This is a genomic window from Psychrobacter sp. BI730, assembly GCF_013414195.1.
Taxonomy (GTDB): Bacteria; Pseudomonadota; Gammaproteobacteria; order Pseudomonadales; family Moraxellaceae; genus Psychrobacter.
On sequence record NZ_JAATTV010000021.1, the window covers coordinates 16832 to 39225 of the forward strand.

The window sequence follows — 22394 nt, forward strand, 5'->3', positions numbered from 1 at the left end:
CAATGACAGTAATAAAATGGTTTACCCTTTCATTATGCTTAATATTGACAGCCTGCAACGATAATACATCCACGCAAACAACTGCTACCTCAGCAGCAGAATTAGCCGCAAAACACAGTCATACCGATAGAATGAATATCGTCTCACCTGACTGGGGTAATGCGGCGACTTTGACAGCGATGGGTCATGCGCCGATTGCAACAGGTGACGTAAGGGTCTGGGACAGGTGGGTCGGTAGTCCTAAATTGCCAGCGTCGATCACAGACTTAGGCATACGCTATCAGCCCAACGCTGAGCTAATCGCTCAACTGCCTGTCGATATGGTCATAGATAATTATTTTTATGAGCATGCACGCAACTTATACGGCGATGTGCCTGCAGAATCTGTAATGTCTGCGGCAAAAGGAGAGACAGCAATGTGGGCTGACTATACCGAACCGACGCGGGAGCTTGGCGTACTGATCGATAACCCGAAGATGGCTGAAGACTATATTGTACAAAGTCAGAAAGACATACAGCTCGCCAGTCAGCAATTCAAGGAGCGTTATCCAAAAGCCAAGAAATTCGCAGTGGTACAGTTTGCGGATGCTAATAACATGCGTATGTATGTGGCAAACAGCTTATTTCAGCCTGCGTTAGAGCAGATGGACAGAGAGCTTGTGGTATTGGGCAAGGGCAATCAGTGGGGGTTTGTGCCAATACGAATGGGAGATTTGGCGCAACTAGATGATGAGACTTGTCTATTAATTATCGATCCACTAAGCCCAATTACTAGAGCTGAAATTGATGACAGCTTGATTTGGCAGCGTCTAGGTTATGGCAATACCCGCTGTGTGGGCGAGCTACCACCAGTATGGATTTATGGTGGGATGTCATCATTGGTCAGCTTAGCAAATAACTTGTCAGAAGTTTCATTAAAAGGCGGGGAAGTACTATGAGCGCCAATGCAGATACTAACAACAACCTTATCAATAACCACACCGACAGTTCTCATAACGACAGTGCTCATACGATGACATTAGCTTCTCAAGCAGCAACGGTTTCAGATTCATCGATATCGTCATCCTCATCAACGTCATCGAAACAGTCATCACCACCACTGAATCAGCCACCGAACCAACCCAATTCTCAAACTTCCTTGTTTGCCAATTTGTCTTGGCGACTGTGGGCCATGCTCATCGGACTAGCGGCTTTGTCATTATGGAGTAGTTGGGCACTGCTAGATCAGCAGTGGACGCGCCCACTTCGTGATTTGCTCATACCAAGCTCGCAATTGGATATTGCCAGTATGGCGATACAGCTACATATCGTGGCGACCAGCGTAGTGGCGTTGTTGGCTGGCGGGTTATTAGGCGTGGTCAGTATTTTACTGCAGCAATTGGTAAAAAACCCACTAGCATCAGATACGACGCTAGGGGTGGGCGTTGGTGCACAGTTGGCGATGCTCATCGTCACGTTGTTTTTGCCAAGCTTGGCAATTTACGGCGGAATTTACGTGGCCTTTGTGGGGGCTATCATTAGTATGGGTCTGGTATTTGCCTTGTCAGCACCCAGTCGATTTAATCCATTGATTTTGATATTGGCCGGTTTGGTCGTCAATATTTTGCTGGCAGCAGTGGCTAATGTACTGGTGCTGTTCTTCGCTGAACGTAGCAATGGCATGCTGTCGTGGGCTGCTGGGTTTTTGGCACAAAACAGCTGGCATACCAGTATCGCGCTAGTCATCACTGCTATTTTGATGGCGGTCGTATGTCTGCCACTATTGAAACCATTAACGCTAATGAGTCTAGATGACACGCAGGCCAAACGTTTGGGTGTGCCTATTAATGGGATTCGGGCACTGGTTGTATTGGTGGTCGCCGTTGTGACCGCTTTAGTGATTAGTGAAGTTGGTTTAATTGGTTTCATTGGTCTTGGTGCGGCAAGTTTGGTCAATGCGCTGGGCATCTCCGCGATTGGTAAGCGTTTGGCCACTGCCTTTGGGTTGGGGGCGCTGCTGTTATTGTTGACCAGTAATGTCGCGTTACTGCTTGAGCCAATGCTCGATATGCAGATTCCAGCTGGTGCCATGACAGGTATCTTGGGTGCGCCGCTGATTATTTGGCTAATTTTACGTCAGCGCCGCGCGCGGATAGAGACAGTGACGCCGATGCTTGCGGGTAAGCATACATCTATTGCCTTTTGGCGATGGGGCGTTGGTGTGCTCGCTATCATCATGCTAGCTTGTCTTTTTGTACAAGACATCAATGGTTGGGGGCTCAGTACTGACTGGGCGCTCACTCAGCAATACCGCTTGCCTCGCAGTTTGAGTGCTGCAGCGACAGGCTTGATGTTGGCGGTCGCCGGTGTGCTACTGCAAACTTTAACGCGTAACCCTATGGCCAGTCCAGAGGTATTGGGTGTCAGTTCAGGCGCCGCACTTGGGGTTATTTTAGGGTTTTTATTACTGCCAAGTTTAGGGCTATCTGCGGGAGCAGGGACGTTGCTGGTTTCAGGACTGTCAGGGGCGATGGCCGTGCTGCTATTGATTATTTGGCTAGCACGCAGGGTCAGCTCAGGTTATTTATTATTGGTAGGTATAGGCATTGCCGCCATGATGGATGGGGTGATGCATATGGTCAAGCTCTCAGGAGATCCGCGTCTAGAAGCGATGCTCAGCTGGCTTTCAGGGACGACTTATAGCGCTCAGCCTAGTACAGTATGGTATCTCATTAGCATTGCCGCTATCTTATTTGTACTCAGTCTATTGCTGATTAAGCCTTTGCGAGTTCTTGGGCTAGGTACAGGTGTGGCGCGTAATTTGGGTGTGGCGGTTACGCCAGTGACTTTGTCGTTATTGGCATTAGTAGCAGCACTTAGTACGGCCAGCACGCTTGCCGTTGGCCCATTGAGCTTTATTGGTTTGATGGTGCCGCATTTGGCTACTTCACTGGGAGCTGTGAAGCTTGAACGACAATTGCCACTAGCTGCACTTTTAGGGGCAGGGGTAATGGTGATAGCGGATTGGATTGGCCGTTATGTTATTTTCCCTTATGAGCTGCCAGCTGGTACGATTGCTGCCATTATCGGTGGTGGATATTTCTTATGGCTCATTCGTAAGGTACCAGCCTCAGCAAAAAGGTAGCTCATGTCTGCAAGCATTGAATTTGAATAGCCGACAATTTTGACTTCATTCAGCAGAGGCTTATCTAACCTTATTTGATCAGTATTTTGATAAGAATAATGATGCTAAGTTTCAGCGAGATTGGATGACGTGCTCGGCAGGCTAACAAAATAATAACTAGGAGCAAGTCATGCCGACCGTCACCCAATTTTATGGTGCCACTGCTTAATGAGTAACGCTCCTATAAATAAAGTACTTATAAATAACACATCTACAAATGAGTCGCCTATAAACGAAGCCTCTCAGAGTAGTAGTGATGGCTTGAGCAACAAACAAGTACAGCAGGTATTATTGACACTATTACTCGGCGGTACGGTCGTCAGCTTTAGTAATAGTGCACTTAATCCAGCGATTCCTGTCTTTATGTCGGTGTTTGATGTCGATATTGTGATGGGCGGCTGGGTGCTAAATGCTTATGTATTGGCCATGAGTGTGGGGCTGATGCTAAGCGGCTACTTAAACAAAAAGTTTCCTTTTAAGCATGTTTATTTGGCGGCAATTTTTGGATTTATGCTGGGCTCAGTCATTGGGATGCTGGCGTCTAGCATGAGCTTTGTCATCATTGCCAGAGCCATACAAGGACTGAGTGGCGGTCTGATCATCCCACTGTCTATTGGTATGCTGTATCAGATTTATCCGCAGCAGCAGCACGGCAAAGTAATGGCGCTATGGAGCATTGTTATTATGATGTCGTTGGCGTTTGGCCCTTTGGTCGGTGCTTACTTGGTTGAGCAGTTTGCGTGGTGGACACTGTTTGCCATTACGTTACCACTTAGTATCGCGGTCATGGCGATGGTATGGTGGTTAATACCTGATATGCGCTCACATGATAAAAAAAGCCCTTTCGATACCATCGGGTTTATCAGCTTACTCACTTGGCTGCTTGCGATGATGGTTTGGCTGATCACGCTGAAGATAGACTTCACTAGTGGATTGCTCAGCAGTGACGGCCTATTAAAGATAGCCACGTTGGGTTTGTTGTCTGTCGGATTCTTGCTGTCCGCGATGGTTTGGTGGGCATATGAGCGGCGGCAGAAACATCCATTATTAAACGTGCGCTTGTTCCGTAATAAAACCTATTTGCACAGTAATATCATCAGCATTACCCAAACAGTCGGCTTGATGCTGTGTCTATTGCTATTGCCCGTGTTAATCCAAGATTTGATGGGTGAGAGTGCCTTATGGACAGGCATTATCCTGATGGTCGCGACGCTCGTAGCCAGTGCTACTGCCCATTACGCCGGCAAGATGGTAGACAAACAAGGTGCCCGAGGTATTGGCATCGTAGGAATTGCGATTAGTGCGCTGTCTACCTTGATGCTGGCATGGTGCTTGTATCAGCCCACGCTTTGGCTATTAATACTAATTATGAGTGTGCGAGGTATTGGGGTAGGTTTGGCTTACCTGCCAACCACAACGGTAGGGTTTAGCAGCTTACCCAAAGATGCGGTCACTGAGGGAGCTGCCCTTAATAACATCAGTCGCCGTATCATCTCTACCATATTTATCACGCTGTCCACCCTTTATATAGACAGTCGAGGTGCGCAGTTATTAGCAGCAGGTAGTAGTGACAGCACGGCGAGCGCTATCCAAGAAATACTGGTGATCATCGCGGTGCTTTTATTATTCACGATTCCTTCGGCGTGTAAATTACCACGATCCTCATAAACAAATACTCCGTATCGGGATTTGCTTTTGCTTATCAAGATGGAAATATCATTGATTTTTGGCACCAGACATTAATCGCCGTAGAGCAGTGGGCATCATTGATCAATTGTCCTTTTCACCTACTGGCTAAAAGTAAGTTAAGTTTCCCTGTATCTATGCAGGGTATCAGCGCTGTGACCACATTCAAGAGCACTCAAGCACAAGGCACGCTGGCGTCCGATATTGCCTATCGCTTCGGTGAGCAGGCAACGACGATTCGTTCAGGCGACATTGCCATTATGGATAATGACGGCGTATTTATATTATCTGTTGATATAGCACAGCAGCTATTATCAGGTTGTCAAAATAAACATAGAGAGGATGAGATGGAACTCCAACGCTTCTTTAAGGCCTATCATAACAGTGAGCTAGATAAATTATTCAATGACTAATGAAATTATCAAAGATTAAATAGCCAACTATACCTGCGAAAACAACACAAATAAACGCTACTAACAAGGTGTAAATACATATATAAATAAAAACGATTATCATTTACAATACGATTCACAAAGTTAGTACACACAGTATTATTAGCTAAATATTACTCATACCACTGTTTATTTATCCAGCTAAGTGAAATAACCTAAGTGAAATAATTATGAAAAGCCATCATCAAATTGCTCTATCTGTTCTTACCCTCTGTATTAGTCAGCAATTATATGCACAAAACAATGTCAATGAAACGGATGCCTTATTAGATGCGCAGACATCAGCGGAAATGGCTTCAAGTACTGTGTCTAACGAGACGCCTAATGTGACTTTAGACACTATCAATGTCACGGCCAAAGCCAGAACGGGCACGGCGCTGGCACAAAAAATTAGTGAGATGCCGGCAGTTACTCAAGTAATTACTGAAAATGAGATTCAGATGCAGGCAACGGGTGACCGTACTACTGGTGATATCTTGGCACAGTTGATACCGAGTCTGGGTGCCAGTAGTGGCTCAACTAGTAACTATGGTACGACCATGCACGGTCGTCCTGTACAGTTCTTGTTGAATGGTGTGCCTTTAAGCAGTTCACGTAGTCTTTCGCGCGAGCTAAATAGTATCGATCCTGCTCAGCTTGAGCGGGTAGAGGTACTCTCAGGTGCCACTAGTATCTACGGTGCTGGTGCAGCAGGTGGCCTGATTAACCTTGTGACCAAATCTTTGGTAGGATATGGACCTATCAGACAGACTAGAGTCGGTGTCAGTAGCAGTCGTAATTTTGAGTCAGACTCATTGGGTTATCACGTAGGACAAACCTTAGGATATGGCGGCGAGCGAGTGTATGGTCGCTTAGATGTTGATTATGATAATAAAGGCGGCAAGTTTGATAGCAAAGGCAATCGAATCAGCCCAGATGTCAACCAAACTGACCAGCAAGATACCGAATCGCTAAGTTTGAATGGTAGCTTGGGTGTAGAGCTCACTGACAGCCAACGTCTTGATCTTGCAGTAACTTACTATAAAGATGAGCAAAACACCGACTATGGTCCAGATTATGGCGATAACTTACAGGTCTTGCTAAAACCTAAGGATGCACCACCGTCTTTAAAAGCCATTGATGGTGCCAACGTAGAAAATGAGCCATATACCGAAAAAAGCTCAGTAAATTTAAGCTATAACGATGATGACTTTGTAGGCTCAGGGTCTAGCTTAAGCTTGACAGGCTATTATAGAGATGAGAAAGGCCGTTTTTATCCTTCTGGTAAAGATTTCCCTAAACAAGCGGGCAAAGTCTGGATAGCTAATGGCCTTACCGATAAGAGTACGCTAGAAGAATTATTGGGCGGGGCAGTCGTCGTCACTCAGTCAGAAGCTGATATCGAAGTAATGGGTTTGCGAGCAGCCATGCAAACCGAAACCGAAATTGCAGGCAAAAAGACACTGTTTAGCTACGGCGCTGATTTCGAGCGCGAAAATAGTGAGCAAACTTACTACGGTCAAGACCTAAATACGTTCCTTGCTAGCAATGGCTTGACCGCCCAAACCAATGGACTTACCTATAATGGTGGACCAGATACTACCATCGATAAATGGGGCGCTTTTGTCAATGCAGATGTAGATATAACTGACAAGTGGCATACCAGTGCTGGTGTGCGTTACCAAAAATTGAAGTCAGAGACTGATACCTTTACGCCCATCTATGAGCAACTGCTTGAAGAGTATTTTAATAGCCCTGCTATCAGTGGAACAAGCGCAGCTTATGGCATTGACTATCAAGCAGGCGACGTAGAAAAAGGCAGCACAGACCACGACAAAACCTTGTTTAATCTCGGTACTAGCTATCAAATAACACCGAATGATCAAGTTTTTGCTAATTTTTCACAAGGGTTCACCACAGCCGATATCCAACGGGCGCTACGTGATGTACGTGCCGGTTTCGTGGTTAATTCAGACAACGTACAACCGATTACAACCAATAACTACGAGTTTGGCTGGCAAGGCAAACATGGCGATACCGCAGCACGCTTGAGTGGATTCTACAACGAATCAGATAAAGTCGTGCGCTTTACTGACAGCTATACTGTGGAAGTTGTCGATACCGATGAGCGCGTTTATGGGGTAGAAGGGTCGCTTAGTCATGATATTAGTGATAAATGGCAAGTAGGCGGTAGTGTGGCGTACACTTGTGGTCAGTATGACAAAGATGGCGATTGGCTAGAGCTAGATGCAGTACGTCTAACACCGCTAAAAGGTACGGCATTTGCTCAGTATAACTTCGATGAGGGCAGCAATATTCGTCTACAAGCATTGGCAATCGGCGGTGATGACAAGGCTTTTAAAGATCAACAAAAAGACCCTGACTCTAGTGCCTTACCTGTCACTGGTTATATGACCCTTGATGTATTGGGCCAAGTAAACATGCCAGTCGGCCGAGTAGATTATGGCGTTTATAACTTGCTTAATAAAGATTATCTAACGGTCTATCATCAAACCACATTTGGTGATTTAAACCGTCTACCTGCCTCGGGTACGACTTATGGATTAAGCTATACCGTCGATTACTAAAAAGCGCCACGTATTAAAAAACCCTTCAGGCTATGAAAATTTAGCGTGAAGGGTTTTTTAATGTTCATAACTCTCTAAAGTATTCATCTGCTCCAAAAGTATTTGTCAACGTTTTCCATTCTATATTTGATGAGGTGCAAAAAATTATTTTTTGGCATTTTATGATTGACTTATAGCGTATCAATGCTAATCTAATCTCTCTTTGGGGAGTAGCCTGCTTTCGTACTGCGAAAGCGTTCGTATCAACATACTTGGCCACATGCCATGGTGCGAACACCTCTCGGTTGGCGAGACCATCGATATATCTACACTGCAGGTCGGGGGTGTGGCTATGTCGTGGACTCTATACTCGACCAGAGAAAATCACATGAATCCTATCGCACTTCTATTACTTGCGCTTTCTATGTCTACGGATGCCTTTTCCGTGGCAATCAGTAAAGGCGCAAGTCTCAAAAACCCTCGTTTTACCGAAGCTTTCAGAATGGGTGTTATTTTTGGCACCATTGAAGCGATCACGCCTATTATTGGTTGGTTAATTGGTCACTCTGCCACATCCTTTATAGATGCGTCTTTTATTGAGGCATGGGATCATTGGGTCGCGTTTGTCATACTTTTTGCGCTCGGTCTGCATATGCTGTATGAGGGAATGAAGCCAAGTGATGAAGCAGCGCCGTCGAGACATTCTTTTTTCAAACTTGCTTTGACTGCATTTGGTACCAGCATCGATGCCATGGCTGTCGGTGTGAGCCTAGCATTTGTAAAGGTCAATATTTTACTGGCGGCAGGTCTTATTGGCTTGGCCACTACAGTAATGGTCACGCTAGGGGTGATGTTAGGAAAGGTATTGGGCTCCCTAATCGGTCATAGAGCTGAAGTATTTGGTGGTGTGATGCTAATTGCCATCGGTGCATGGATTTTATTAAGCCATCTTCAATGATGATATAAAAACTGTCTACTACGAATAGATGGTCATTACGTGTATAAATTTATTACTAACTTGTAGAGGCAAGGCACTTGTTTATCTAAGAAAAGCCTATCTATATTAATAGTTAGGCTTTTTGGGTCCAAAACTAGCACATTACGCTATAGCGGCTCGCAAGAGGTCTGAAAAACACAGCACTACAAAACTATCAATAATTATCCGTTGTCAGCGAAGAGGCTTGAATAAAGTGTCTATATCTATGCTTATAAACATGGTTGTTATTTACTAAAAAAACAGTAGACAATAAAAAAGACCTCCAATCTCTTGAAGGTCTTTTTTATTAAAACTTAAATGTGGTGGGCCCAGTATCAACCATATAATTATATTAAGTAATTGATTTATAAGAGTTATTTTATAGTATTTTTTCTTTATACCAACAATGATTACATGCTTTTTCTTATATGTATCAATAGTCTATTGTCTATAATAGTATTTTTTTTGTAATCATAATTTTTGGGATGAAAATATAAATATTTATTACCTTTATCAAGAGTTTTAAGAAGCCGATAAAAAATTAGTTAAAGGCATGTTTTTCACGGCGTTGATTGAAAGCGCTTTCACCACCTTCCAATATATCTACAGCAAGTTCTTGAACAGTTGGCATGGCTATAGCGCCTTATTGATCCGGTAAAATTTGTCCTTGATTGTCTTCTACACTGAGTACACCAATCCATTCTGCATCACCAAGTATTGGGATGTTTGCATTATGAGTGGCAAATAAAAACTGACGATTGAGTTTGGCTTTACGTAATCCAGATATGATAAGCTCGGAAATAAGGGAGTTGTCCAGATTTGAGCTATGCTGGAGAAGCCGTAGAGATAAACTTGGGAGGTTTTAATTAAGTGTTTTGACAGTAGAAATCAAGCCGCATACTTCCAGTATTAGCATAATAAAATTGGACTGAACCGCACGAGATTGCCTAATATTAAATATACTGAAAGAGTAGACCAATGAAAACCGAAATCTAAATTCCCGAGATTGAAGAATGCACCGTTCGCATGCTGACTGAGATAGCAAATGAATATTTTTCACTTGGGTGGCTCTCCAAGCCATAATGTCAATGATAGGCTACTCACCTGAAACCCTCCGATCATCCCGTAAAAAGTACATATACCAAACTATTCTTACCTCAGTATAAGCGCAAAGCTTAAATCCAAGCATTAAAGAAACTTCAGACAAAATCGAGGCGGTTCTGATATCAAAATGTTATATAACTGTATTAATACAAAATAGATAGCGATAGGTAGCTGCAAGTATTGGCTAAAAGCCCTTTATGATAAAGGATTGAGCTAAAAGCTAAACATACCTATCAACAAGTATATATGCCTATCAATAAATTTAGAGTATCAAAATCGATAGTTTCAGCAGTTCTTTGAAAGGCAAGGCCCTACAAATGAAACTTTTACATGATTAGCAATAAAGGATATATCTTTTATCCAAGGTATCAAACCCCAGTTTTGACAACATCATCTGAGTAAAGTACACCATTCAAGGAAGGTTGTTAAGACTATATTATGTATACCTCTGGCAATCTTTTGCACCAATATAAAAATTGAGTTGCTAATAATATTTAGAGGCTAAATTGATATTTAGATTACCGTGTTAATAAAGTAATCGACGTCTAGGATATTATATATCTAGCCTACGAATGAGTTAATGACAACGTCAGAACCTTAACACTAATAGCCCTCAAATCATTGTTAATACAACTCGGATTTTTGAAGGTGAATAGCATATTATTCTAGGTTTTGTGCATCTTCCTGCTTCTCAATTTTATGCTGATCTTCTGTACGCTCTACTTTCCAGTAGCTAGATATATATAAATGCGTCTTAGCTATGGACCGGTTGAATTTAAAATAGCCACGCAGTACACGCATACTATGGAATTCACAAGCAGCCCAAACAGCAGGTTGCCCTTCAAGCCAAGTAATGGTTTTAACATACTCAAGTAAAGGGCTGCTTGCGGAGTTTGGAGTAGGATTTATAACCCAGTAAATGTCAACGTTCTTAGGTTTTTTAAGATTTTGTCGATCTGCCTCGCTGCTGATCTCAAGGATGGCATAGCCGCGTGCATCGTCAGGTAATTGTGCAAGATTGACAGCAATCGCAGGTAGTGCAGTCATGTCACCTATTAATAAAAACCAATCTGCATCACGGTTGATGAGCTTTTTTAGTCCTGGTCCGCCTACCAATATTTGCTCACCCACTTTGGCGTTACGTGCCCACATTGATGCAGGGCCTTCAGCGTCGTGCAAGGCAAAATCAATATCTATTTCACCCTCACGTTGACCACTGATGGTATAGGTGCGCATTAGTGGTCGAGTCCCATGGCCTTGAGGAAATATGAGTTTAATATAAGCGCTTTCTTGATCTGTTGGAAAGTCAATCAAGCCAGCACCGCCAAGCGTGACGCGGCACATATGTGGCGTGATGTATTTGGTACAAATAACATCCAGTATTCTTGGAGCGGGTTTTGCCATTTTATAAAGTGCCTTATTTTATAGCGGTAAAGACAGTTGCTAATTAAGTCAGGATTGATATCGTCATCTTTGATTTCAGAAAAAATAAAATATTAAGGAGCAGGCTGAATGTCTATTTTAAATTCCCATGAGGTCGCAGTCGTCGCTGAGCTATCAGGGTAATTGATTTTATCCAAACGCACGCGGGCATAGCTATTGCCTTCAGCAGATCTAATGAGCGCGCCTTGTGCGCTGTCAACTGGTTTGGCATTTAGTTGATGCGTCATGCCATTGTAGGTATACCAGCCAAAGTCTAAGTTCGGGAAACTGCCGGTATAAGCAGGATTGAGATCTGAGCCTTTACTGTCAATAACCCAGCTTCTAGCACTCAGCGGTTTATCATATACAGCGGTGTTGGTAAGGTCGGCTAAAGTAGCCGCGCTACCATCGCTGGTAAATTGACTGGTAATCGGTTTACCTTGCGCATCATAATATCCGGCTGGTGTGGCGGCAAGATAACCGCCAGTTTTACCACTGCCCGAATCCCCACCATTTAAAATCACATCATTACGCTTAAAACCAATCTGCCAAGTGCTGTTTTTATCGCTGCTACTTTTTCCTGTGGTTAAATCAAAATAGACCCAGTTATCATTGTTTGAGGCATCGATATTTTTCGTCTGTACCTTATTCGGTAGCGCCGTATCAATCCAGCGCAGAGTAGGGTAGCCCGAGGTTCCAGCATTATTATAGTAGTTGGTAATCTGCAGAGCATAAATAGGCTGCTGTACGCTGCTGTCTGTCATGGCGCTGCTATTATCTGTGGTGACAAGGTAGACACGATTATTCGGATATAGCTGATGGTTGCCTTTTAAGTTGTACTCAAACCAAGGCTCTGCATCAAAAATACCGCCACTACGGTCTTCATTGTAGTGCATGGTAATATCACGACTGGTATCAGGATCTTGAGTTGCATTGCTATAACGGCTCAAATCTGACCAATCGATTAAACCAAAAACGCCGCCTTTACCATCGCCAGAATCACCGCTATTTGACCAAAGCTTGACCGAACGCGCTTGGTTATCAAACTTGATATCCCATTTATCTTCAGCACACGAGCTTTCAACTTTGGCATCAAAGTCATAACAGGTCGCAGTATTAGGCGCTAGATTGGTGACTTGCCAAGTGACCGTTTCGCTAAAGCTGGCACTGCTAGCAGGCGGGGTAGTGCCACCGTTACCGCTACTGTCATTACTTGTACCATCACCGCCGCCACCGCAGCCAGTCATGCTGAGTGCTAAAATGCTGCCACTAAACAGTAATGCCAATTTGGTCGGCTTGGTGTAAACTGCTGGGATAATTGGGGTCATATCAGCTTCCTTGAAGGTTGTGGTTTCAGATAGAGGGTACAAAATAAGGGTAAAAATAGCGGTACAAATACACTTGCTTTAGAATGATTGTGAATTAAAGGCTTACCAATGGTAGCTGGCGCCAAGTAACCACTCGCGATTATCAATGGGACGGTAGTCACTGGTATCGGTGACATCACGCTGCACATCAAAGATATTATTAATCGCTGCATACAAGCTCAAGTTTGAAGTTGCGTCATAATTGAGCTTGCTATCGAGTGTCCACCAAGAGGGTGAATACGCTTGCTCGCTGGTACTAATCAGCTGTTTGGATTCATAATTGAGGCGCGGGATCAGCTGTAATTTGTCATTGATTTGATAATCTAGTGCCAGCATCGCTTTGTGATTGGGCTTATAGGTCAGCTCGGTATCGGTGACATTGTTATGCGTCTTGAGGTAAGCGTAGCTGGCTTGTAGTTTGGCGCGCTCGTCCACTTGCCAGTCAAGGCCAATATCGCCGCCATAGGTTTTGGCACTATCGACGTTCATATATTTATAAATGGCGATATTGCCTTCAAAGCTCGCATTGTCTTCATCGGTCTGAATCAGATCATCTATCTCGTTATAAAAACCATTAACCGTCAAATTGACACTATCGCTCAGCTGACCTTGATAGCCGATTTGGTAACTGGTTGAGGTTTCAGGCTGCAAGTCGGGATTACCCATGACTTTATAACCCAAATTGCTATGGTCAAAGACGTAGTAGCGTTCTTTTAGGTTGGGCACGCGATAACCACCGCCAATACTGCTACGAAAGACATGGTCGCGACCGCTCGCATCCAAATGGTTGTATTTGAGTGATACCTTTGGCGCCATATGGCCACCAAAGTCTTCATCGTTTTGATAGCGAATACCGCTCAAAACCTCCCAGTTATCACCAATCAGCCAATCATCTTGTATATATAGCTCGCCGACATCACGGCTAACGTTATCGCTGATAAGCTCGCTGACTTGGTTTTTCGTTTGGCTCAACTTGTCTTGCTGAACCTGACCGCCGACTTGGATAAGATGAAGGTGCTTATCGGATAGCAATAGCTCAGGTAAGTCGAGCTGGGCTTGCGCCAACGTCGTACTAATCTCTGTATCACGGGCACTAGTGATGGCTTGCTGTGTTTTAGTATTGGATTCGCTTTGATATTCCTCATGCAGCGCTTGAGCGGACAATCGATAAGTCTTGCTGCGATCATCGACATGCGGCGCGATATCAGCGCGTGCACCGACACTAAAGCGCTGCTTAGTAATGTGCTCATCTCTTTGCTGTGCCAAATAGCGCGGCGCGACATAATAATTAAAGCGACTAATATCGTCTTCTTTATAGTGGCTGGCTTCTAGCCAATATTGAGAATTTTTGACCAGTCGGCTATCGTTGCGGTCATTGTTATTACCTGATGTGTCGTTACCGTCAGGGCGGTAGCTGAGGCGGGCACTGACTTGTGATTGCTCGCTGGCATCTTTTAATCTGGGCCATGCTTCATGGTCTAAGCTTAAGCCATCATTGTCCAGATACGAGCCTGATAGACGCGCGTGAAAGCGCTGGTTTTTATCTAACGCCCCTTCCACGCTGGCTTCTACATAGCGCTTATTGGCATCTAGCTTTTTACCAGATGGATTTTGCTGCCCATTGCTGGCAATCTCGGTGGTGATATGTCCTGTTGCCGCGCCAATGGGTTTGGTGATGATATTAATGACGCCGCCCATCGCCGCGCTACCAAACTGCGCTGATGCCGCTCCTTGCACCACTTCTATTTGCTCAATATCCATATTCATATATTGATTCAAATTTACTGTCGAGCCAGTGCTGGCTGTGATCGGTAAACCGTCAATCAACACCAATACTTGATCACCGGTAAAGCCTTGCATGCTGACCTCGTAACCTGTTTTACCATGGACTTCGCGTAAGTACACATTGGGCAACAAGGCTAGCGCTTCTTTTAAAGTATGAGCATGGTTGTCATCTAGCTGCTGGCGGCTGAGTACTTGCAGGGCAACTGGCGCATCGCTTAATGCACGCTCAGAGCGTGTGGCCGTTACCACGATAGGATCTAAACGTGTGCTCGGCATGGCTGCATCGTCGGTCATATCAACATTAGTCTCTGCGAGAAGCGGCGCTGCTTGGACTGAAACTGACGTGAATGCAAACAATGCTAATGCCACACTGATGGCTAATGGGCTATGACGCAGTGGTGAGGGATGGGTGTTTAGTCCCGTATGAGTCAACGATAAATCAAACGCTAAAATTGACATAAATAAAACAGCCATCGTAAAAAGAGAGAGTAAGAAAGTCGTGTTACTTAAAGACCTTTTTCTACAAAAAGAGCGATTTAAAGCGACCATTTCATAGTATGAATTATTAAAGGTTTGGTTACTTGATTCACTAGATTAAGCAACAAAGCCCAGACATAGTATTTCAAACGATAATAATTATCAAGATGTAAATGATAAATATTATCGTTTACAAAGTGAAAAAATGTTGCCATAATGATTTCGTCCGAAGCCTAGAGACAAAATTATAAATGATGAACTAGCAGCGATAATTGCTAAAAGTCTGCTTGATAAATACACCCTTGCTGCATCATTGCAAGCCCTGTAGTACAGCAGGCATTTGTCTTATCAAATATCAATCATAGTCATCGTCTCTGCTATTTTCTAAAGATATTCATATCTCAATACTACATAGCCAAGATCATTGGCTTTTTTACTGCTATTTATTTTATGGAGACCCTCATGAGTCAACCGTTATCGTTAACTAAAAAAAATACTGAGCTATGGCAACAATACCAAGCATTAAAAGCAAAAACACAGATGCTATTTCCCACAGAGGGAGCGGCTGCGCTAGGCATCAGCGAGTTTGAACTGATGTTAGCCTCGCCTTATAGCCAGTATATAGGTGATCAGTGTAAAGCTGTATTAAAGCAATTTGAAAACTTTGGTGAAATGGAAAGCATCGTCAGAAACGAGTTGGCAGTGCATGAAAAAACCGCGCCGTATCATAATCTTAAGCTTGGCGAAAAGATGGGATTGGCACTCAATGTGGGTGGTCTAGATTTGCGATTCTTTATGTGGCAATGGCAGCATATGCTGGCGGTAACAGATACCAGCCGCGCCGATAAACCGTCTTATAGTATTCAGTTCTATAACGCGCAAGGCGGTGCGATTGATAAAGTCTATCTACGAGAGTTAAGTGATGAGAATATTGCGCGCTGGCAAGCGATGATTCAGGAGCAGCAGCAAACGGTGAATAATGAGACGCTGACGTTAGAGGCACAAGAGCCACTGAATGACTGGCGTTACAAGGCATTAAGTGAAGAGGAGCGCGCGCAGCTACAGCAAGGCTGGCAAGCGATGACAGACGTGCATCAATTCCATTCATTATTAAAAAATCTCGATATCGATCGTGCTAGTAGCTACCATCAAGCACCAGAGCAGATGACGCAGCAGCTTGATATTAGCGCGGTCGAAGCGGTATTTGAGCAAGCGCGTGATGCCAAATGCCCAATCATGATATTTGTCGGTAATAGTGGTCTGGTACAGATTCAGACTGGCACTGTACAGACGCTCAAACGCATGGGCGATTGGTTCAATATTTTAGATAAAGACCATAATGACTTTACGCTGCATTTAAAAGACAAAGCATTGGCGCAAGTGTGGAGCGTTAAGCGCCCAACCAAAGACGGCATCGTGACTTGTATCGAAGGTTTTGATGATCATGGCGTCAGTATCTTTAGTGTGTTCGGTCAGCGAATTGAAGGCACGCCTGAGCTTGAAGCCTGGCAGCAAATTGTCTCGACGGTCATCGAAACGCATTCGTATGCAGAATCCTTAGCAGCAGTTGCAATGGCTGAAGCAGAGAGCGTGTAAACCCGTCATAAAAAATCAGCAAATTTTGCGATATTGACACTCACATAACGGATAAGTCATAGCTGTTGTGTGAGTTATTTGGGATGCTTAATACACGTTAATGGTTCTGTTAATAGTGTCATTTTTTACGTTAGCAAATTAGGAATGCTTATGTCTTCTGAATTATCAAAAACAGTAATCACTCACTCAGTGATAAATAAAAAATTGATGAGTCGTGCTATCAGCACTGCGGCTATTATTGGCGCATTTGCCGTGCCCTCACTTTCTGCCCAAGCTTATGAGCGTATTGTCGCGATGAGTCCCGATGTTGCAGACGTCGTGGTGGCACTAGGAGCGACCAATAAGTTGGTTGGTAAAGATGCTACCAACACCAATCCCGCCTTAAAAAATGTGCCAGCGGTTGGTATGCACCGCAACATCACTGCTGAATCTGTGTTGGCGGTTAAGCCTGATTTAGTGTTGGGTAGCTATATGGTGCAGCCCGCTAGCGTCTATCAGCGCTTGACCGGTTTAAAGGTCAAAGCCGTGAATGTCGCGCCTAAAGAAGAAGTAAATACCTTTGCTAGCAGTATTAAAACCATCGGCAGTTACGTTGATAAAAAAGCTGAAGGATCGCAGCTTGCGAAGCGTTGGAATGCAGGGATGAGTCCAATGGCAAAGACGGGTAAGCGTTATTTATTAAGTTACGATGGTCGTATCGTTGCAGGTAAGGGTACGGTAGGCGATGAGTTGATTCGCCGAGCTGGTGGAATTAATGCCGCAAACGTATCGGGTTTAAAGCCTATGTCACGTGAAGGCTGGCTGGCCGCCAAGCCCGATGTGATTATTATTGCCGATCATAATCAGGCAGTGGTTGGCGGTGTCAGTCAATTTATTAAACGTCCAGAGGTTGCGGCCAGTGCTGCTGGTAAAAATGGAGGCGTACACTTTTGGCCAGCCGACGACTTTTTACGATATGGTCTGAACTCACCGCAAGTCTTAAAAAAGCTGAACGCTGTAGCAAGATAGCCTAAGTAAGCAATAACCTCCCTTATATTCAATAAAACGATATCTCACATGGCAAATACGATTTCCGCTTCTATCCCTATACAAACTGGAAAATACAAACATAGCATCTATTATGTTGCCGCTACTGTCGCATCTGTGCTGCTAATTTGGTTGGCGCTTGGTATTGGCTTTGGCGAATGGTCAAGCCCTAGCCATCTTGACGATACTATCTGGCAGCTACGCTATCCGCGTGTGGTGACGGCATTGTTGGTTGGTATGGCATTATCAGTTAGTGGTGCAGCATTACAAGCTTTATTTGAAAACCCTTTAGCGGATCCAAGTTTAATTGGTACATCAGGTGGCGCAGCGCTTGGTGTTGTTTTGGTTCTGGCACTGGGGTTTGGGGGCATTGGGATACCGTTTGCTGCGTTTACCGGAAGCGTATTGGTATGCTTGTTTATTCTTGCTTGTCATCGGTTTTTGGGTGGCGGTCAGATGGGCTTGCTGATATTGGGATTTGTGATCAGCGCTTTTTGTGCAGCTGTGGTTAGCCTAATTTTATTCATGTCTGATGACATGGTGCTGCGCTCGGCGACCAATTGGCTGTCAGGAAGTATGGCAGAAGCGGGCTTTGTGCCACTGCGTTATTCAATTATTTCTATGATCTTAGGGCTGGCTATTTTATTGCCATTAGGTCGGCAGTTGGACGGGTTGATGTTAGGTGAGGCAGCTGCTAAGTCCTTGGGTATCAAGGTGGGTGTGGTTCGTTGTTTGGTTGTGATTGCTTCGGCGTTACTGACAGGGGCAGCGGTGTCTTTAGCAGGTGTCATTGGTTTTATTGGCATGATGGTACCAAACCTGCTGGCCATTCTGTTTGGTGGCGGACGTATGCGCCTCATGGTTTGGTCTGGCTGGCTTGGGGCGATATTATTACTCGTCATTGATGGCGCGGCGCGGTATGTTGCTTATCCAGTGGATGTGCCCGTTGGCATCGTTTTAGCGTTGCTTGGCGGTCCATTCTTTATTTGGCTGTTTGTGCGTAGTAGCCGCCGCTAATTGGAGAGAGTGTTTATGTTTCATTCATTTTTTACGGCTATATCAAAGACATCATTAGCGAGTCGAGACAGTCGTATAAATAGTAGTGATGAAGGCGAGCTGTTGTCGATGCAAGATATTCATATCTCGCACGGTCATAAAACATTGTTAAGAATAGACAAGCTAACCGTGCCAAGCCAAAAGCTGGTCGCCTTTATCGGACCAAATGGCGCGGGTAAAAGTACGTTGCTGCATACGGTTTTAGGTCAACACACAGGAACCGCGCTTAAAACGGATGGTCACATTACGATTTACGGTCAGCCGATCAACGAAGTCATGAATGATGGTCATATCGCTTGGGTTGGACAACATGAGCGTTTTGAGCTGCCGTTAACGGTATTGGATTATGCGCTGTTAGGGGTCTCGCCAAATCTTGCATGGTATAAGCGCCCAAATAGCCATCATGTTGAGCGCGCGCAACGTTTGTTACAAGATTTTGAGTTATCAAGTTTGGTCAGTGCCCGTGTGCAAACCTTATCAGGCGGTGAAAAGCAGCGCTTGGCTATCGTAAGGGCGCTAATGCAAGACACTAAAATCATGATGTTTGATGAGCCGACCAATCATCTTGATATTCGCCATCAGCGTTTTTTACTTCATTATTTGCATAATTTGGTACGACAGCAACGCAAAAGTATCTTGGTTGTGTTGCATGATTTGACCCATGCGCATCGCTATACTGATGAAGTGGTGCTATTAAGCGGTGGACAAGTTGTTGCACAAGGAACGCCTAGTGAAGTGATGACACGCTCGCAATTAAGCGATGTTTATGATGTTGATATTAAGGTGCATCAAACTGAGGATGGCTTGGTGTTTATATAGGTCTTATAATGAGAGCAGAATCATTTTTTCTATAAAACCTTTATTAATAAAGGTTTTTATTTGGCTGAGGATCGTATCTGCCTTTTTGCAAGCGATGGCCAAGTTTTAACCATAGCAATAGGGAGATGATGTGATGATAGTCTCACATTAACTTAATTTAGAGAATCTGCACATAAAAAGCGCTGATCCCTGCTGTCAAATCCGTACAGTTAAACTTGGGAGATTTTAGTTACGCAGCCTGACGATAAAAGTCAAACCACACCTGTCTTGGTGATTTATAGCCCAAGCCCTTTTGAATCCTCGTTTGGTTGTAGTACAGCTCGATATATCTAATGATATCGCTGATCGCTGCAAACCTTGTTTTATAGTCTTGTTGATACACTAGCTAGTTCTTTAATATGCCCCAGAAGCTTTCTATGAGTGCGTTGTCAAACCCCGATATTAACAACGTCACCTAAGAAAAGGAAACTTCATACCTCAGTCTTCTACACTATATAAATAGTAGCATAGAAAGCTTTCTCGACTCATCAGATTTAAATAAACCCACAGTAATTATAGATATTAATAATATTTCGAGCACTATAATATTGAGGGATCCATTACCTAATAAGTTATAGTGCAGATTGTATAGGTTAACTGATCTCTAATATCTCTCTCAAATTCGGAACTGAATCTTTAACTTGGTTCAAATTTAGTATTCATTTAGCTACTCAACAATCATGTTTATTCTTATACGCTGACCTATTTTATTATGTCACTACAATCCTTATGTTAACTATTTTTGACTTGATAACGTACCGGGCGACTCAGCTTTTTTATAACCTTATCGTCAATAGCGCGCTTAAGCCATTCATTTAATTGAGACTTATGGAGCCGGGTACTTTCAATCAGCTCGTCGATAGTGATTGGATCTTCAGCCAAGTGTTGAAGCTCAGAGATAAACAATTTGTAAAAATCTATAGGTTCTAATGGCATATTGTCGATTTCGGCAGCATCTGTTGAGTTAGCTTCATTCTCAGCTTGCAGCTCAATAGCTGTTCTATTGACTGTTACTTCGTTAAAGTCTTCCTTAGACTCAGGTGTGAACGAAGGTTCAAACTCTGTTTCAGTAAACAATTCAGGCTGTGCATATGCGGAAAATAGATCACCTATAGGTTCGCTTACCTGATTAACAAGATTTTCTTTACTGCTCACTAAATCTGTAATTGTGAAAGCTTGAATATCCGCTTTTAACCAGTTGCCACCTTTGGCAACTAAATCGGCATTAGCTGCATCTTTGTCTGTGGTTTGTTTAATCCATAACGGCACCCAAGATTTTTTCAGGTTTTCTTGTGCGCCGCTGAGTGTGCCACCTTTTTTGCCAGAATGAATTACCAGAGAACTATCCGCTAGGCAGTAAATGTATTTGTTACGAGCCATGGCGTTACCGACATTGAACCCAGCTTCAGGGTAGAAAGGCGATATCAATACAACATGGCCATCCATCAGACCCTGTCGCCACTTACTACTGGTTACAGCTCTTAACAGGCGATCAGCCATTACGCCTACGACCATACCCCCTTGTCGCATAGCCCCAATCATCACTGTCTCATCGACACCACGTGCACCACCAGAGATAATGGCGATATTTTCTGATGCTGCTTTAATACCTATCTGGTCTGTAAAGGCGAGGTCTGTATCACTAGCATTGCGCGAGCCGATCACTGCTAAGCCACCTGAATTTAATAAGTCTTTATTTCCGCAGCCAAACAATACAGGAGGGCAGTCTGTTTTCAATCGCTGTTTTAATCGCTTCGGATATTCCGCGTCAGAACGTGTTACCACCCAAAGGCCTGCACGTTGCCATTTCTCCATAGCCAGTGCAAGGCTATGACCACGCTTCAACAATTCAATGATACGCTCCGCACTGATACGCGTATCATGCCAGCCTTGCAGCAAGGCTTGAGGATCGCCAACCAATAGGTCGGCTGGTGTAATAGACTTTTCTTTTAACCACAAGGCAAAGCGACCCCATTCTGCATTACTTAGTGGCTTAGCACTTTCGTTACTGGATTTTGAAAAATAGCTCGTTATTAGCAAGGTTGCTTGGGCTGTAGGAGATAATAAGTTAGATGCATTCATGAGTCTTTCACCGAAGATGAAGCAAGCGCAATAGGGTAGACCAAACCGCTACCTGCTTGCTGTAAAAGTGCCGCAATTACTGTGAGTGTCCAACCGGAGTCTACAATATCATCTACTAATAAAACCGGTTGTCCCTTATAAGGCTGAGTCACAGCAAATACACCATCCAGATTGCGACATTGGTGGAAGCGATTTTGCTGGCCTTTTTGTGGTTGATTATCTTTAGTTTTACTCACGGCATCTACAAATGGTAAACCTAATCGATCAGCCAAACGTTGTGCAAAACCCGGTACCAACTCAGAGTGATGGCGTGACGGCACACAACACACCCACTGAGGCGCTGGATTGGGCTGCCAACGTTGTTGAATCATTTCTGCTATAGCTTCAACTAATTCATCACTAAATCGACCTGCATGCTTATTGTCGGCAACCATCTTCCCCCAACCTGCATCACCCCAACGGGACAAAACACGGCCTTCTTGTGCGCGAAGTTTCTGGGGTAGATTGCCGCGAAAGCCATAATCCAGAAACGCATTGGCTGCAACTTGTGCTTTTGGGGTAATCACGATTTCTGCGTGCTTAAGGAAAGTACCTGCACGATGTGCCAAAGTAGGATCAACCGAAATATTGATAACAGGTTGACCTAAGCAAGACGAACATTTACCGCACGGTGTAGGATCTAGATCGTCTAGCGCACGGCGTAAAAATGTCATTTTACAATTAGGGCGTGTTGAACATTGGCGACAAATTAATGGCAAAAAAAATAGCGAACGGTTAATCTTTAAGCTCTCACACAAA

The 22394-nt window shown here is 44.0% G+C and carries 15 protein-coding genes, 1 pseudogene and 1 riboswitch; of the genes and pseudogenes, 10 read left to right on the top strand and 6 right to left on the bottom strand.

Annotated elements, in window-relative coordinates; genetic code table 11:
• Window positions 1-2: 2 nt before the first annotated feature.
• The 6 genes from HCZ91_RS13125 (at window position 3) to HCZ91_RS13150 (ending at window position 8805) form a co-directional block, all read left to right on the top strand.
• Window positions 3-938, top strand: coding sequence for an ABC transporter substrate-binding protein (locus HCZ91_RS13125; RefSeq protein ID WP_257020067.1), 936 nt, complete (start codon window positions 3-5; stop codon window positions 936-938).
• Complete coding sequence (gene fhuB / locus HCZ91_RS13130; protein ID WP_179799691.1) at window positions 935-3124, top strand: Fe(3+)-hydroxamate ABC transporter permease FhuB; 2190 nt, start codon at window positions 935-937, stop codon at window positions 3122-3124. The genes HCZ91_RS13125 and fhuB overlap by 4 nt, the downstream gene beginning before the upstream one ends.
• 207 nt (window positions 3125-3331) lie before the next feature.
• A complete protein-coding gene (locus tag HCZ91_RS13135) occupies window positions 3332-4831 on the top strand; it encodes an MFS transporter (RefSeq protein ID WP_179799692.1) in 1500 nt (499 codons plus the stop codon).
• Window positions 4832-5004: 173 nt separating this feature from the next.
• Window positions 5005-5262 (top strand): hypothetical protein, encoded by a 258-nt coding sequence (locus HCZ91_RS13140; RefSeq protein WP_179799693.1) that lies wholly within the window; start codon window positions 5005-5007, stop codon window positions 5260-5262.
• Window positions 5263-5471: 209 nt separating this feature from the next.
• Window positions 5472-7868 carry a TonB-dependent receptor gene (locus tag HCZ91_RS13145; protein WP_179799694.1) on the top strand — a complete coding sequence of 799 codons (2397 nt, stop codon included), beginning with the start codon at window positions 5472-5474 and terminating at the stop codon, window positions 7866-7868.
• A 192-nt stretch (window positions 7869-8060) separates the two neighbouring features.
• Window positions 8061-8228, top strand: a riboswitch (yybP-ykoY riboswitch).
• The gene (locus tag HCZ91_RS13150; RefSeq protein ID WP_257020068.1) at window positions 8200-8805 is read left to right on the top strand and encodes a manganese efflux pump MntP family protein; all 606 of its coding nucleotides are present in this window, start codon (window positions 8200-8202) and stop codon (window positions 8803-8805) included. (Overlaps the previous riboswitch by 29 nt.)
• Before the next feature lie 1782 nt (window positions 8806-10587).
• Here HCZ91_RS13150 and HCZ91_RS13160 read toward each other — a convergent pair.
• The 3 genes from HCZ91_RS13160 to HCZ91_RS13170 form a co-directional block, all read right to left on the bottom strand.
• Window positions 10588-11331, bottom strand: a complete 744-nt coding sequence (locus HCZ91_RS13160; protein WP_179799695.1) for a siderophore-interacting protein — start codon at window positions 11329-11331, stop codon at window positions 10588-10590.
• 92 nt (window positions 11332-11423) lie between these two features.
• Complete coding sequence (locus HCZ91_RS13165) at window positions 11424-12677, bottom strand: HmuY family protein (RefSeq protein ID WP_179799696.1); 1254 nt, start codon at window positions 12675-12677, stop codon at window positions 11424-11426.
• Between the two features lie 102 nt (window positions 12678-12779).
• Entirely contained in the window at window positions 12780-14960 is a 2181-nt protein-coding gene (locus HCZ91_RS13170) for a TonB-dependent receptor (RefSeq protein ID WP_179799697.1), read from the bottom strand.
• A gap of 480 nt (window positions 14961-15440) precedes the next feature.
• Here HCZ91_RS13170 and HCZ91_RS13175 point away from each other — a divergent pair, with 480 nt between their 5' ends.
• The 4 genes from HCZ91_RS13175 to HCZ91_RS13190 all read left to right on the top strand — a co-directional run bounded on the left by HCZ91_RS13175 (window position 15441) and on the right by HCZ91_RS13190 (window position 19475).
• Window positions 15441-16574, top strand: a complete 1134-nt coding sequence (locus HCZ91_RS13175; protein WP_179799698.1) for a ChuX/HutX family heme-like substrate-binding protein — start codon at window positions 15441-15443, stop codon at window positions 16572-16574.
• Between the two features lie 150 nt (window positions 16575-16724).
• Entirely contained in the window at window positions 16725-17582 is an 858-nt protein-coding gene (locus HCZ91_RS13180; RefSeq protein WP_257020069.1) for an ABC transporter substrate-binding protein, read from the top strand.
• A gap of 48 nt (window positions 17583-17630) precedes the next feature.
• Window positions 17631-18617, top strand: coding sequence for an iron ABC transporter permease (locus tag HCZ91_RS13185; protein ID WP_179799699.1), 987 nt, complete (start codon window positions 17631-17633; stop codon window positions 18615-18617).
• A 15-nt stretch (window positions 18618-18632) separates the two neighbouring features.
• Entirely contained in the window at window positions 18633-19475 is an 843-nt protein-coding gene (locus tag HCZ91_RS13190) for an ABC transporter ATP-binding protein (protein ID WP_179799700.1), read from the top strand.
• Window positions 19476-19704: 229 nt separating this feature from the next.
• Here the strand turns inward: HCZ91_RS13190 and HCZ91_RS13195 are convergent.
• The 3 genes and pseudogenes from HCZ91_RS13195 to HCZ91_RS13205 all read right to left on the bottom strand — a co-directional run.
• A pseudogene (locus HCZ91_RS13195) lies at window positions 19705-19908 on the bottom strand (IS3 family transposase); the annotation flags it as partial.
• Between the two features lie 338 nt (window positions 19909-20246).
• Window positions 20247-21596, bottom strand: a complete 1350-nt coding sequence (locus HCZ91_RS13200; protein ID WP_101205232.1) for a DNA-processing protein DprA — start codon at window positions 21594-21596, stop codon at window positions 20247-20249.
• On the bottom strand, window positions 21593-22394 hold an 802-nt coding region (locus tag HCZ91_RS13205; RefSeq protein WP_257020070.1), incomplete at its 5' end, for a phosphoribosyltransferase family protein. The genes HCZ91_RS13205 and HCZ91_RS13200, both read right to left, overlap by 4 nt.

Coding starts and splice junctions, on each gene's coding strand:
- HCZ91_RS13125 (WP_257020067.1), top strand. CDS start 3: ATGACAGTAATAAAATGGTTTACCCTTTCATTATGCTTAATATTGACA.
- fhuB (WP_179799691.1), top strand. CDS start 935: ATGAGCGCCAATGCAGATACTAACAACAACCTTATCAATAACCACACC.
- HCZ91_RS13135 (WP_179799692.1), top strand. CDS start 3,332: ATGAGTAACGCTCCTATAAATAAAGTACTTATAAATAACACATCTACA.
- HCZ91_RS13145 (WP_179799694.1), top strand. CDS start 5,472: ATGAAAAGCCATCATCAAATTGCTCTATCTGTTCTTACCCTCTGTATT.
- HCZ91_RS13150 (WP_257020068.1), top strand. CDS start 8,200: ATGTCGTGGACTCTATACTCGACCAGAGAAAATCACATGAATCCTATC.
- HCZ91_RS13160 (WP_179799695.1), bottom strand. CDS start 11,331: ATGGCAAAACCCGCTCCAAGAATACTGGATGTTATTTGTACCAAATAC.
- HCZ91_RS13165 (WP_179799696.1), bottom strand. CDS start 12,677: ATGACCCCAATTATCCCAGCAGTTTACACCAAGCCGACCAAATTGGCA.
- HCZ91_RS13170 (WP_179799697.1), bottom strand. CDS start 14,960: ATGTCAATTTTAGCGTTTGATTTATCGTTGACTCATACGGGACTAAAC.
- HCZ91_RS13175 (WP_179799698.1), top strand. CDS start 15,441: ATGAGTCAACCGTTATCGTTAACTAAAAAAAATACTGAGCTATGGCAA.
- HCZ91_RS13180 (WP_257020069.1), top strand. CDS start 16,725: ATGTCTTCTGAATTATCAAAAACAGTAATCACTCACTCAGTGATAAAT.
- HCZ91_RS13185 (WP_179799699.1), top strand. CDS start 17,631: ATGGCAAATACGATTTCCGCTTCTATCCCTATACAAACTGGAAAATAC.
- HCZ91_RS13190 (WP_179799700.1), top strand. CDS start 18,633: ATGTTTCATTCATTTTTTACGGCTATATCAAAGACATCATTAGCGAGT.
- HCZ91_RS13200 (WP_101205232.1), bottom strand. CDS start 21,596: ATGAATGCATCTAACTTATTATCTCCTACAGCCCAAGCAACCTTGCTA.